Origin of the sequence: Pseudoalteromonas sp. L23, from assembly GCF_021728455.1 — a bacterium.
Lineage (GTDB): Bacteria > Pseudomonadota > Gammaproteobacteria > Enterobacterales > Alteromonadaceae > Pseudoalteromonas.
This window is the reverse complement of record NZ_JAKKCW010000011.1, coordinates 1-12556: the sequence shown is the minus strand read 5'-3', so window position 1 is coordinate 12556 and position 12556 is coordinate 1. Positions and strand designations below refer to the sequence as shown.

Genomic DNA, 12556 nt, shown 5'->3' with positions numbered 1-12556 from the left:
GCCCTTAGGGGCGTGGATTATTTTGTGTGGTAAATCAAGCCAAAAGGAGAGCATCATGGCTTATGGTATTAAATTGCATGTATGGGGCGACTATGCGTGCTTTACCCGACCGGAAATGAAGGTGGAACGTGTTTCTTACGATGTTATTACCCCATCGGCTGCAAGGGGAATATTGGAAGCCATTCACTGGAAGCCCGCCATCTGTTGGGTAATTGATCGTATTCACGTACTGAGACCTGTGCGTTTTGAGTCGATACAGCGCAATGAATTAAAAGAATGCAAGGTTTCGACTAGAACTTTAGGTTCTGCGATGAAAAATAAAACTACGACAAGTTTGGGTGTATATATTGAAGATGAGCGTACACAGCGGGCTACTACATTACTTCGTAATGTAGGCTATGTTATTGAAGCGCATTTTGATCTGACCAATAAAGCAGGCACTGAGGATTCCATCGGAAAGCATCTCGACATCTTTAACCGTCGTGCTCGAAAGGGTCAGTATTTTCATCAGCCCTGTTTAGGTAATCGTGAATTCCCAGCGTACTTTTCTCTCATTGAGCATGAAGGGGATTTTCCTAAATCAGAATTGGCAACGGCCAGTAAAGATCTTGGCTGGATGCTGCATGATATTGATTTTGCTAACGGTGCTGAGCCTAGGTTTTTCAGAGCAGAATTAAAGGACGGAATAATAGATGTGCCGCCTCTTCAATCGTCAGGGGTGGTGAAATGATTTTATCAGCCTTAAACCAATACTACGACCGCCTTAATAATGAAAACCAAGGCAAAGTTCCTAATTTTGGCTTTAGCGAAGAAAGAATAAGCTATGTTCTTATACTTTCAAAACAAGGAGAGTTGGTTGATATAGTTCCAAATTTAACGGACGAGAAAAAGCCTAAACCTAAGTTAGTGCAAGTTCCTCAATCGTTTAAAAGACCTGGTAAAGTTAAAGAACCTAAACCATTTTTCCTATGGGATAAATCGGCTTATGCTCTGGGGGTAACTGCTTCAAAGAGTAAAACTGATGAATTATTTGAGGTGTCTTTACCAACATTTGAAGGCTTTAAAAATCAACATTTAGCGCTACTGGAAAATGCAGATGATGTAGGGTTACAGGCTTTAGCTCTATTCTTGAAAAACTGGCAACCTGAGAAGTTTAAGAGTTCGATACTTACAAAAGAAATTCTAGATACTAATGTTGTTTTCCAGTTGGATGGGGCTAGAAATTTTATTCATGAGACCACAGTCGCAAAATCAATTTGGTCATCAAGTAGATCTTCTTGGGTTGACCCTACTGGAACCAATCTTTCAACATGCTTAGTTACAGGGCAACTCTCGCCAATCGCAAGACTTCATCCCGCAATTAAAGGAGTAAAAGGCGGACAGCCAGCGGGAGTGTCGATAGCTTCATTTGATAAATCTTCATTTGAGTCCTTCGGAAGGAAGCAAGGTAATAACTCACCTGTTTCTGAGAAAGCAGCCTTTGCTTACACGACAGCATTAAATTACTTGCTACGCAGAGAGAATGATCAGGTCATCAACTTAGGCGATACCAGTGTGGTGTTTTGGGCGCTGGCAGAGAGTGAGCAAAAGGCCAAGAGTGCAGAAGCATTTTTTGTTAGGGGTTTTAATCCACCAATGCCGACCGATGAAAGCGAAGTGGCGGCGCTTGGTGCTGAATTGGGAAAGCTGGTAAAAGGGCGACCACTAGCAGAAATATCACCGGATCTAGATCCCAATACGCAATTTTTCATCTTAGGATTGGCTCCTAACGCTGCCCGTCTTTCTATCCGGTTTTGGCTACAAACTGATCTTGGGCATATTCAGCAGAGATTTACTGAACATTTTCAAGATTTGGCGTTAAATCCATTGCCTTGGAAAACTGCGCCGTCAGTGTGGCGTTTATTACTGCAATTGGCACCTCATAGAGAGGGGCAGCAGCCGAAAATTGACGATGCACCAGCCCATTTAGCTGGTGAATTGATGCGTGCTATTTTAACGGGACAACGCTATCCAAGAGCGATATTGGCGCAATTGTTATCACGATTCAGGGCTGATGGCGATATTAGTAGGTTGCGAATCGCGATGGTAAAAGCGGTATTGCAAAGAGAGCTCAGATTACTAGGAAAAGAGGAGATTTCTATGAGTTTAGATGAGTCAAATTCTAACCCAGCATATTTGTTAGGAAGGCTATTTTCTGTTTTGGAAAATATTCAACGAAATGCTTTGGGTGACAAAGTCAATGCGACAATTACAGATAAGTATTACGCATCAGCATCGACAGTACCTTACTCAATTTACCCAAGGCTATTGTCTGGAAGCAAACATCACCTATCGAAATTGCGCAAGGAAAAACCTGGTCTAGCCGTTACGTTGGAAAAAGAGCTTGGCAACATTATGGCGATGCTACCAACAGAATTTCCACGGCACTTTTCAATTGAGCATCAAGGCCGCTTTTCGATTGGCTATTACCATCAAAAAAATGCTCGCTTTTCTCAATCTGAACAAATAAAAACCGATGAATCAACGATAGAAGGGAATGACTAATGACTATCCAAAACCGCTATGAATTTGTTTACTTTTTTGATGTGACAAATGGTAACCCAAATGGAGACCCAGACGCGGGAAATATGCCGCGTCTTGACCCTGAATCGAGTAAAGGCTTGGTAACGGATGTGAGCCTTAAACGCAAGATCCGAAACTATATTCAGCTCAGTGAAGAAAACTCACCAGGTTATGATATTTACGTGCAGGAAAAGAGTGTTTTAAATCAACAAAATCAAAAGGCGTATGATGCGCTTGAAATTAAATCTGAGCCAAAAAAACTGCCAAAAGATCAAGCTAAGGCAAAAGAAGTAACGGATTGGATGTGTGCTAACTTCTTTGATGTTCGTGCTTTTGGCGCTGTAATGACCACTGAAGTGAACTCAGGACAAGTTCGGGGGCCATTACAGTTGGCATTTGCGAAGTCCATCGATCCGATTATTCCACTGGAAATTTCCATTACACGTATGGCTGTGACCAACGAAAAGGATTTAGAAAAAGAACGCACAATGGGTCGCAAACACATAGTTCCATATGGCCTTTATCGCGTGCATGGCTTTGTTTCTGCTAAATTGGCCGAGAAAACGGGCTTCTCTGAAGATGATTTAGAGAAAGTGTGGAAGGCTTTGGAAATGATGTTCGAGCATGACCACTCTGCGGCCAGAGGTGAAATGGTAGGACGTAGTTTAATTGTGTTTAAGCATGAAAATGCTTTAGGAAATGCCCCAGCACATAAATTGTTTGAGCGTGTTACAGTCGAAAGGGTAAATGGGGAAGAAGGCACACCAGCTGCAGCATTTTCTGACTACAAAATTAGTTTTAATGCAGATGGGTTGGAATCTTTGGGCGTTGAAGCCAAACAATATTTTTAGCCGATGAGTTAAAGAGTAAGGTCTATGATTAATGGACTTTACTCTGATTTTGGATGTTTAAATCATGGACGAACAAAAGTTAGTCAACATCTCTGCTTTACAGCACTTTGCTTTTTGTCAGCGCCAGTGTGCGCTGATCCACCTCGAGCAAGTATGGCAAGAAAACTACCTTACCGCACATGGTCGGCAGTTGCACGAGCGGGTAGACAATGGCGAGCCAGAAACGCGCAAAGGTGTGCGTTTTGAACGTGGCGTAGTAGTTTCTGCGCCACAACTAGGCTTAACAGGCAAACTCGATTTGCTAGAACACCATAAAGCTAGTAATCAATTTATACCCGTTGAATACAAACGTGGTAAGCCAAAAACTAATGATATAGACCAAGTGCAACTCTGTGCGCAAGCACTGTGCATTGAAGAGATGCTTAACGTTGAAGTGAAACAGGGCGCGCTGTGGTATTGGCAAACACGAAAACGTATTGAGATTGAATTTGATCAATCATTACGCGCTCAAACCCATGCACTTATTACGCAAGTGCAGAAACTATTCAAGCTTGGCAAAACTCCATCACCGACAACAGGCAAACACTGTAAAGCTTGCTCACTTATTGATATTTGCCAACCAAATTTAACAGAACATGATGGTTCTAATCGTTACATAGCAGAATTATTCAACATGGAGGCTGAATGAAAAAACTGCAAAATTCACTTTATATCACCAAAGATGGTGTGTATTTGCATAAACAACGCGAAACCTTGTTGATTGAGCAAAAAGTAGCTGGCGAAAAGCAAAAGTTGATGCAGCTCCCAATCCATTCCATTGGCAGTATATTTTGCTTTGGTAATATCATGGTTTCGCCGCAGCTGCTCGGTTTTTGTGGTGAGAACGGCACACACTTGGCTTTTTTCGATATGCATGGTCGATTTTTAGCAAATGTAGTAGGTAAACAAACTGGTAATGTATTGCTGCGTAGGCAGCAGTTTAATGTCGACGAGTTAACCGCAAACGAACTAGCAAAATATATTGTGGCCGCAAAAATTCGTTCATCACGTATGTTGCTATTGCGTTTTAGACGCAATCACACAGCGACACCACAAATCGAAAAGGCCATAGAGCGCTTAAAACAAATTATTGAGCAACTTAAAGGCGTGACTGCTTACGACACAATTTTAGGGCTAGAAGGTGAAGCCGCATCACATTATTTTGCTGCGTTTGCTGATATGTTTAAAGGTAATGGTAGTAAACAGCTATTTGATAAGCGCACGCGCAGGCCACCTAAAGATCCAGTCAATGCCGTGATTTCCTTACTCTATTCAGTGCTTGGGCAAGAAGTTAGTGGCGCATTGCAAGGCGTAGGGCTTGATCCACAAGTAGGTTTTTTACATAAAGAACGACCCGGCAGAAACAGTTTAGCACTTGACCTCTTAGAAGAATTTAGAGCCTATATCGTCGATAGTATCGTACTAAAACTCTTTAATAACCAAACTCTAACGATTAAAGACTTTGAAACGGACTGTGTAGGTGGAGTCACAATAAAGGATGATGCGCGTAAGCAAGTGTTTCAAGCATATCAGGCTAAAAAACAAGAAGAGTTAATGCATCCATTTTTAAAAGAGAAAGTGCAAATTGGTTTACTTCCTCATATACAAGCTATGCTATTGGCGCGACACCTGCGAGGAGATCTTGATTATTACCCTCCTTTTGTCATTAAAAAATAAGGAGTTTTATCAATGATGGTATTAGTAACATACGATGTATCATTTACTAGTGAAGATGGACAAAAGCGACTTCGGCAATTGGCTAAAGTATGTCTAGATTATGGTATGCGTGTGCAGTATTCAGTATTTGAATGTGAGATAGACTCAACGCAATGGCTGATTTTTAAAGACAAACTATTGTCTATATATGACCCTAAAGTAGACAGTCTACGCTTCTATAAGCTTGGCAGAAACTGGCAAAACAAAGTTGAGCACCATGGTGCTAAAGTTGCCCTCGATATATTCAGAGATACCTTAATTTTATAATCGCTAGGGTGTAGTTCTCATGAAAACCCCAGTGATCTAGCGATTTTATAAGTTCTTTAAAAATATAGATAAATTTACTTTTTGACTAAGTAATGCAAGCGAACGGCTTTTGTTTGCATAAAGTTAGCGGGAAATAATGCATTATGTTAGTGTAAGCGTGCCTTTGAAAGAAGGCGGTCGCGCCTCCCGCAGGCGCGTGGATTGAAACAATAACCAACTCTGCGCATTCAATCAGTGGTTGAGTCGCGCCTCCCGCAGGCGCGTGGATTGAAACATAAAATATCAGGGATGTTACCGACATAAATACCTGTCGCGCCTCCCGCAGGCGCGTGGATTGAAACACTGATAAAAAGTGATCCATGTATGGAGCAAGTAGTCGCGCCTCCCGCAGGCGCGTGGATTGAAACAATTTCTGCGTTATCAATCCGTTTAGCTTCATCAGTCGCGCCTCCCGCAGGCGCGTGGATTGAAACTTGGGTCTGCCAACTGGCATTTTCTTATCATTCAGTCGCGCCTCCCGCAGGCGCGTGGATTGAAACATAATAGGTTTATATTATCTGATATCTTACTTAGTCGCGCCTCCCGCAGGCGCGTGGATTGAAACCATCTCTACAAGCGTATTAAGCGCTATTTTTAATGTCGCGCCTCCCGCAGGCGCGTGGATTGAAACAGTACATTGCCTAGTAGCGGCTTTTGTGATGATTGTCGCGCCTCCCGCAGGCGCGTGGATTGAAACGAGTATGTCGGTCATGATACCTGCAAGCGTCTTAGTCGCGCCTCCCGCAGGCGCGTGGATTGAAACAAGATAGCCATGCAATTTATCTATTTGCCCTACCGTCGCGCCCCCCGCAGGCGCGTGGATTGAAACATTCTAAGGGGGCGTTATGTCTGGATATGCAGAGGTCGCGCCTCCCGCAGGCGCGTGGATTGAAACATTTAAAGTTAAGGGAGTGGATTTCGAACAGTAGTCGCGCCTCCCGCAGGCGCGTGGATTGAAACTATATAAAATACGTTAGCAATGACTCCTACAAATGTCGCGCCTCCTGCAGGCGCGTGGATTGAAACTGAGGAAAGAGAAATGAGCGCAACTGATACTGCCGTCGCGCCTCCCACAGGCGTGTGGATTGAAGCTGAGAATGACGTGATACCAATCCCAGCAATAACGTCGAACCTCCGCGTAGGAGCTGGTTTACCCAGCGATCTTTTTAAAACGCCGGCTGCGGATTACTCACGGCTATGAGGGCATATCCTCAATAAGGTTTGGCTTTAAAGAACGGTTAAGCGTGAAAAACGATGAAAATGTTTCAAATTACGTAAAGTTGGTGAAGTATTGAGTGTTTTATTGTTTTTTCATTGCAATTTATCGAGAGAAGCTTGTCTTTATATTTAACTAAATGTAATGTTTGGGTTAATTTCAAGGGAGCTAACGTAAAACAATGGTGGACAGATGCAAACGCCAGAGGAATATGAGGTAAGCCAGCGGATAGGTAGGTTAATACTTGGGTTAAAGCGTACTAGAGGTATGACCCGAGAAGATGTCTGTAAACGTTTAGGTATAGGCTCGCGCACGTTAGACAATTACTTAAACGGGGTGAGCTCATTTAAACTTGGGACATTGTTAAAGTTTGCGGATCTTTGCAAGGTAAAACTGGCTGATATTTTGGATGATACCGAGGCGCTGAAGCGCTTGTATCCTGAGAATATTAAAGACAAAGGCAATATCTTTTTGCTATTTACGGGCTATTTTGTCGGCGTTATGGTGCTTGAATTTACCTTATTTGCTTTTCTTATTTTGTTATTGTTTTATGCGCGTAATGACAAGAATAGCCAAAGCATTGTTGCAATTTTTATATTTGCTTTTTCGTTAGAAATCGTTGTTGCATACTGGTTGAATTATGTCGTCTTCCCAGCTATTGAAAGCTATTACATTGAAAATATCTATGCTTTTGCAACTCAACTTTTACTGAGTTTACTGCTGGCGCTAATGATCAAATACAGAATGTTTTTAGGTGCGTGGTTTACCAAAGGGAATTCAGCCAGCATTTTTGAGAAGAACCAAGTAGATGCGCCGCTTTATGCACTCGCATGTACGTTAGCTTTGATTGATTTTGCCGCATTGATGGAAAACTTTATCCGTAACCTAGAGCGTTTAGGTATAGATGAAGAAGTTGCCAAACCATTTTGGGAGCTGACCTTTATTTATGATTACTTTGCTTATATTAAGGCCGTGCCTTATCTGCTCTGCATGTTTGTTTTATACGCAGGAATAACAGCGCGTCGTAAGCAGGTTTTAAATAAAGCAAATGCTGCGCCTACACAATAATGTGAAGATTTTCACATAAAAATAGAGAAGTTTGTGTGTTTTTTAATTATTGATTTTAATGGTCTGCAAAACAACAAATAAGCAGGTTTAGCGAGGGTTGCTTAAATCAATTGATACCAAAAATTCAAATATAGTGATAAGTTTGTTTCTATTTTGGGTTGTTTTGCGAGTGTGCACCTAAAAATAGTACTGTCATCTACTTGTCTTTATATTTAACTAGATGTAAACTTTTGGTTAACTTGGTTGGGGTGATTGAGAGATATGGTGGGGCGATGCAGACGCCAGAAGAATACGAGGTAAGCCAACGTATCAGCCGACTGATACGGGGGCTAAAGCGCAAAAAAGGGATGACCCGAGAAGAGGTTAGCCGGCGTTTAGGTGTGGGTGACAGGACCCTGGATAACTATTTAAATGGCTCTAGCTCCTTTAAGCTTGGGACATTGCTTCGGTTTGCTGAAATCTGTAAAGTAAAGTTATCAGATATTTTAGAAGATACAGATAAGCTCTCTGGCTTGTATGGAGAAAATAGTGAGGAAAAGAACAATGAAGGCTGCACAGAAAAAACTAATAAAAATAGCCCTTAGTCACTCATTGTGTAAGCAAGTTGCTGGTGGCGTAGGCATGACCACTGGAGAGGGGCTAGGAGATCGACGAGAAGCCTCATCACAAGAAAAGTCGAATTGTTGAGGTGTATCTTGAAAAGTTTATATAGCCTGATGTTGCCAACGAGTCAAAAGAAGCCCACATATAAAACTCTTTGTCGCTCGGTTTGTGAGCAAATCTATGGTGGCACGGGTTACGGTAAAGGGGATGGTGCCAAGCCACAGGCAACTGAAAACCCTGAAAGTGAGGTAGGTGCATGAAAAGTTTGTTTAATTTAGCTTTGTTAACGAGTATTGCAGCAGCACTATCGATTACTTTTATTAATACCTCTTTGATAGAGCTAGCAGTACCCATAGCTCTGATTATTTTAGTTTTTATGTCTAAAAATGATCATAACAGTCAGATGCTTACGCTTTGTTTTGCCTTCGTGTTTGTAATAACTTCAGTTGCCATGTATGTGTTAGATGCAGTAATTAAACCAGCAGAACCGAATGTGTTTTATCAGAACATTTATGCTTTCTTGATAAATCTATCATTGAGTTTAATCTTGCTTTTTCTACTCAAGCATAGAATGACAGTTGCTGTATTACTCACACGCGGCAAATCAGCTTCTGTATTTGAGAAAAATTATGCTGAAGGTCCACTTTATTTACTGGTTTTGTTTCTTGTGTTCGTAGACCTTATGGCTTTGTTAGAAAACTTTATCCGTAACCTTGAGCATATCGGCGTAAACGAGGAAACGGCGAAGATTTTCTGGGAGTGGACTTTCTTTTATGATTACTTTGAATACCTCAAAGCAGTACCTATTTTCTTGTGCGTTGCACTTTTATACGTTGGATTGATTGTCCGGACTAGAAGACAACCAATCCAAAGCCAACCTTAAACCCAAGCAAGCGCAGTATCCTCATTTGTCGTGATACTGCGTTTTAGTATTTGTAACTGAGATGAAATTTACTATTTAAGAACAAGAATTTTTAATTTTCCTTGTTTGTAATTTCGATTCAATATTGTTCGCTTCTCTCAATCCTAATATATGAACCGCTTAATCACAAACTGCCCTGAACATTTACTTGTCTTTATATTAAACAAAATGTAATGTTTGGGTTAATTTTGTGGTTTGGTTAAAGGGAAATGTGGGGCGATGCAAACGCCAGAAGAGTACGAAGTAAGCCAGCGCATAGGGCTACTAATAAAAGGTCTAAAGCATAAACGTGGGATGTCGCGAGAAGATATATGTCGCCACCTCGGGATTGGCATGCGAACGCTAGACAACTACCTTAATGGTGTTAGTTCCTTCAAGCTTGGTACGTTAATGAAGTTTGCCGATCTCTGCAGAGTTAAACTCGCCGATATTTTAGATGATACCGAAGCGCTCTCACGACTATATCCAGACAATATGAAGGACAAGGGCAGTATTCTAACATTGCTTTTGGGTTCTTTCGCTTCCGTTATGCTCTTTGAATCCGTTTTCTTAGTTTTACTAATTTTACTGCTTTGCTACTCACATAAAGATAAAAATAATCAATGCATAGTTGCTATTTTTGTTGTGGTCTACGTGCTAACTAATATCGGTGGCTACTGGCTAAACTATGTCGTTTTTCCTGCAGCTGAAAACTATTATATGCAAAATGTATATGCATTTTCACAGCACCTATCATTAAGTCTGTTACTACTCATTCTGCTCAAGTACAGGCTGATGTTCTCGGTATTGATTACTCGAGGCAAATCGGCAGCTGTTTTCGAAAAAAGCCTTATTGAAACTCCTCTCTACTTTTTGGCTACGCTGCTAGTTGCTATAGACTTTTTGGCGTTAATAGAGAACTTTATTCGTAATCTAGATCGGTTAGGAGTGGATGAAGAAAAAGCTAAAGTATTCTGGGAGTTAACCTTTTTTTATGATTACTTTGGATATCTCAAGGCTGCACCATTATTGCTTAGTTTAGTACTCCTCTATGCAGGAATACTCGCACGGAAAAGAAATACGCAGCAGCCCCAAAGTGCGTAATAATAAGTCGATAAGTAAATCACGGAAATAGAAGGATAGCGAGGCGATGCAAACGCCACAAGAGTACGAAGTAAGCCAGCGTATAGGACTATTAATAAAGGGTCTTAAGCATAAACGCGGGATGTCACGAGAAGATATATGTCGCCACCTCGGGATTGGCATGCGAACGTTAGACAACTACCTTAATGGCGTTAGCTCCTTCAAGCTTGGTACGTTAATGAAGTTTGCTGACTTATGTAGAGTCAAACTCGCTGATATTTTGGATGATACCGAAGCGCTCTCACGACTGTATCCAGACAATATGAAGGACAAGGGCAGTATTCTTACGCTAATCTTGGGATCTATTGCTGGGTATTTTCTTATTTTCGAATCTATCGTATTCCTCCTTCTATTATTTTTGTTTTGTTGCTGTTACAAAGATAAGAATAGTCAAACTATCACAGGCATTTTCCTTTTTATTTATGCACTTGAGGTCGCTGTCGCATATCTCTTGAAGTTCATTATTTTCCCAGCTGTTGAAAGCTATTATATTGAGAATATTTATGCTTTTGGACTGCAGTTAACTCTTAGTCTCATGTTACTGTTTTTACTTAAACATAGAATGACGATTAGTGTATTTTTAACTCAGGGAAGATCTGCATCTGTATTCGAAAAAAATGGTATAGAAGCCCCAATTTATCTTTTGGCAATGACGTTAGCACTTATCGATTTTTTGGCTCTAATGGAAAATTTTATTCGAAATTTAGAGCGCTTGGGGGTTAGTGAGGAAACAGCAAAGGTATTTTGGGAGGTGAGATTCTTTTATGATTATTTCGAATACCTCAAGACAATCCCAATTTTTCTCTGCATTGCTTTACTCTATGTTGGGTTTATCGCGCGAAGAAATGCTCCGCTACACGTTAGAGTTACACTGTAACTTTAGTAATAACAGGTTCAGTACTAATTGATAGTTTAATATAAAAGGATAGTAAGGCGATGCAAACGCCAGAAGAGTACGAAGTAAGCCAGCGCATAGGACTGCTAATAAAAGGTCTAAAGCATCAACGCGGAATGTCGCGAGAAGATATATGCCGCCACCTCGGGATTGGCATGCGAACGCTAGACAATTACCTTAATGGCGTTAGCTCCTTCAAGCTTGGTACGTTAATGAGGTTTGCCGATCTCTGCAGAGTTAAACTCGCCGATATTTTAGATGATACTGAAGCGCTCTCACGACTATACCCAGACAATATGAAGAACAAAGGCAGTATTCTTACGCTTATCTTGGGATCGGCTTTTGGCGTCATTATTTTTGAATCTACTTTATTTATCTTATTGTTAGTTTTGTTCTTTTACTCTTACAAAGACAAAAATAGTCAGCTGTTGACGCTTTGCTTTGTAGTAGTATTTTTGTGTTCAACGGTAGTTGCTTATGCGCTGGTAAATGTTATTTTCCCAATTCTTGATAGTGGATATCATAAGAATATCTGTGCGTTCACCATTCAATTTTCACTCAGCCTTTTATTACTTTTTTTGCTAAAATATCGGATGGCTTTTGCAGTGTTTCTAACTCGAGGAAGAAGCCCTTCTGTGTTTGAAAAAAACTATGCGGAGGGGCCATTACATTTCTTAGTTTTGACCTTAGCGTTAATAGATTTTTTTGCGTTAATGGAGAACTTTCTGCGCAATCTGGAGCATTTAGGTATAAACGAAGAAACCGCAAAGGTGTTCTGGGAAGTAACCTTCTTTTATGACTATTTTGCTTACTTAAAGTCAGTGCCTATGTTGCTGTGTGTCGCAGTACTTTATATCGGTTATATCGCACGTAATCAAGTATCAAGATCGGCTGAACATGTTGAGTAATAATGGTAGTATCTGATGTCAATTATACTGATTTTTCGTTTATGAGTTGCTGCTATAGTTTGGTCTCCTCAACCCTTTGAGGATAGCGTTAAATCATAGATTACTTTGCAAAAGCACACAAAATCGTCTGCGGTGGGTGTCAGTGATTTTTCGGCTCAATTTTTAGGAGTTAAATTGAAGCGTAGTTTACAGTTTAAGATTCATTTGGCTCTACTCGTAGCGTAAGCGTACCGCTAACTACACCTAGAGGCTAACATGCCAGGGCAGTAAACTGTTGATATCGTACTGTGGCTGGGCTAATTCGTTTAAGCAATGCATCACATAATCGAATGGGGTGTGGCCGTTTGC

The 12556-nt window shown here is 40.9% G+C and carries 12 protein-coding genes, 1 pseudogene and 1 CRISPR repeat array; all 13 genes and pseudogenes read left to right on the top strand.

What is annotated here, in order from left to right; translation table 11 throughout:
- Positions 1-55: 55 nt before the first annotated feature.
- The 13 genes and pseudogenes from cas5c to L3V43_RS17005 all read left to right on the top strand — a co-directional run bounded on the left by cas5c (position 56) and on the right by L3V43_RS17005 (position 12208).
- On the top strand, positions 56-730 hold the full coding sequence (cas5c, locus tag L3V43_RS17065) for a type I-C CRISPR-associated protein Cas5c (RefSeq protein WP_010603694.1): 675 nt from the start codon (positions 56-58) through the stop codon (positions 728-730).
- Positions 727-2544, top strand: a complete 1818-nt coding sequence (cas8c, locus tag L3V43_RS17060; RefSeq protein ID WP_237117103.1) for a type I-C CRISPR-associated protein Cas8c/Csd1 — start codon at positions 727-729, stop codon at positions 2542-2544. Before cas5c ends, cas8c begins: the two co-directional genes overlap by 4 nt.
- Positions 2544-3413, top strand: coding sequence for a type I-C CRISPR-associated protein Cas7/Csd2 (gene cas7c, locus L3V43_RS17055; RefSeq protein WP_237117104.1), 870 nt, complete (start codon positions 2544-2546; stop codon positions 3411-3413). Before cas8c ends, cas7c begins: the two co-directional genes overlap by 1 nt.
- A 64-nt stretch (positions 3414-3477) precedes the next feature.
- Positions 3478-4101: a CRISPR-associated protein Cas4 gene (cas4, locus tag L3V43_RS17050; protein WP_237117105.1), complete on the top strand. Its 624-nt coding sequence runs from the start codon at positions 3478-3480 to the stop codon at positions 4099-4101.
- Positions 4098-5129 (top strand): type I-C CRISPR-associated endonuclease Cas1c, encoded by a 1032-nt coding sequence (gene cas1c, locus L3V43_RS17045; RefSeq protein WP_237117106.1) that lies wholly within the window; start codon positions 4098-4100, stop codon positions 5127-5129. The genes cas4 and cas1c overlap by 4 nt, the downstream gene beginning before the upstream one ends.
- Positions 5130-5141: 12 nt before the next feature.
- Positions 5142-5435 (top strand): CRISPR-associated endonuclease Cas2, encoded by a 294-nt coding sequence (gene cas2, locus L3V43_RS17040; RefSeq protein WP_010603689.1) that lies wholly within the window; start codon positions 5142-5144, stop codon positions 5433-5435.
- A gap of 176 nt (positions 5436-5611) precedes the next feature.
- A CRISPR array of direct repeats spans positions 5612-6566; the repeat unit is 32 nt; unit sequence GTCGCGCCTCCCGCAGGCGCGTGGATTGAAAC.
- A 316-nt stretch (positions 6567-6882) separates the two neighbouring features.
- On the top strand, positions 6883-7758 hold the full coding sequence (locus L3V43_RS17035; protein WP_237117107.1) for a helix-turn-helix transcriptional regulator: 876 nt from the start codon (positions 6883-6885) through the stop codon (positions 7756-7758).
- Between the two features lie 272 nt (positions 7759-8030).
- Positions 8031-8297: pseudogene (locus L3V43_RS17030) on the top strand (helix-turn-helix transcriptional regulator); the annotation flags it as partial.
- A gap of 156 nt (positions 8298-8453) precedes the next feature.
- Positions 8454-8621 carry a hypothetical protein gene (locus L3V43_RS17025; RefSeq protein WP_174169497.1) on the top strand — a complete coding sequence of 56 codons (168 nt, stop codon included), beginning with the start codon at positions 8454-8456 and terminating at the stop codon, positions 8619-8621.
- Positions 8618-9244, top strand: a complete 627-nt coding sequence (locus L3V43_RS17020; protein ID WP_045965562.1) for a hypothetical protein — start codon at positions 8618-8620, stop codon at positions 9242-9244. The genes L3V43_RS17025 and L3V43_RS17020 overlap by 4 nt, the downstream gene beginning before the upstream one ends.
- A gap of 258 nt (positions 9245-9502) precedes the next feature.
- Positions 9503-10366 (top strand): helix-turn-helix transcriptional regulator, encoded by an 864-nt coding sequence (locus L3V43_RS17015; protein WP_237117108.1) that lies wholly within the window; start codon positions 9503-9505, stop codon positions 10364-10366.
- A gap of 46 nt (positions 10367-10412) precedes the next feature.
- The gene (locus L3V43_RS17010; protein WP_237117109.1) at positions 10413-11282 is read left to right on the top strand and encodes a helix-turn-helix transcriptional regulator; all 870 of its coding nucleotides are present in this window, start codon (positions 10413-10415) and stop codon (positions 11280-11282) included.
- A 59-nt stretch (positions 11283-11341) separates the two neighbouring features.
- Entirely contained in the window at positions 11342-12208 is an 867-nt protein-coding gene (locus L3V43_RS17005; protein WP_237117110.1) for a helix-turn-helix transcriptional regulator, read from the top strand.
- The last annotated feature ends 348 nt before the right edge of the window (positions 12209-12556 follow it).

What these genes read in the sequence shown, in the direction of transcription:
- cas5c (WP_010603694.1), top strand. Translation starts at nt 56, where the DNA reads ATGGCTTATGGTATTAAATTGCATGTATGGGGCGACTATGCGTGCTTT.
- cas8c (WP_237117103.1), top strand. Translation starts at nt 727, where the DNA reads ATGATTTTATCAGCCTTAAACCAATACTACGACCGCCTTAATAATGAA.
- cas7c (WP_237117104.1), top strand. Translation starts at nt 2,544, where the DNA reads ATGACTATCCAAAACCGCTATGAATTTGTTTACTTTTTTGATGTGACA.
- cas4 (WP_237117105.1), top strand. Translation starts at nt 3,478, where the DNA reads ATGGACGAACAAAAGTTAGTCAACATCTCTGCTTTACAGCACTTTGCT.
- cas1c (WP_237117106.1), top strand. Translation starts at nt 4,098, where the DNA reads ATGAAAAAACTGCAAAATTCACTTTATATCACCAAAGATGGTGTGTAT.
- cas2 (WP_010603689.1), top strand. Translation starts at nt 5,142, where the DNA reads ATGATGGTATTAGTAACATACGATGTATCATTTACTAGTGAAGATGGA.
- L3V43_RS17035 (WP_237117107.1), top strand. Translation starts at nt 6,883, where the DNA reads ATGCAAACGCCAGAGGAATATGAGGTAAGCCAGCGGATAGGTAGGTTA.
- L3V43_RS17020 (WP_045965562.1), top strand. Translation starts at nt 8,618, where the DNA reads ATGAAAAGTTTGTTTAATTTAGCTTTGTTAACGAGTATTGCAGCAGCA.
- L3V43_RS17015 (WP_237117108.1), top strand. Translation starts at nt 9,503, where the DNA reads ATGCAAACGCCAGAAGAGTACGAAGTAAGCCAGCGCATAGGGCTACTA.
- L3V43_RS17010 (WP_237117109.1), top strand. Translation starts at nt 10,413, where the DNA reads ATGCAAACGCCACAAGAGTACGAAGTAAGCCAGCGTATAGGACTATTA.
- L3V43_RS17005 (WP_237117110.1), top strand. Translation starts at nt 11,342, where the DNA reads ATGCAAACGCCAGAAGAGTACGAAGTAAGCCAGCGCATAGGACTGCTA.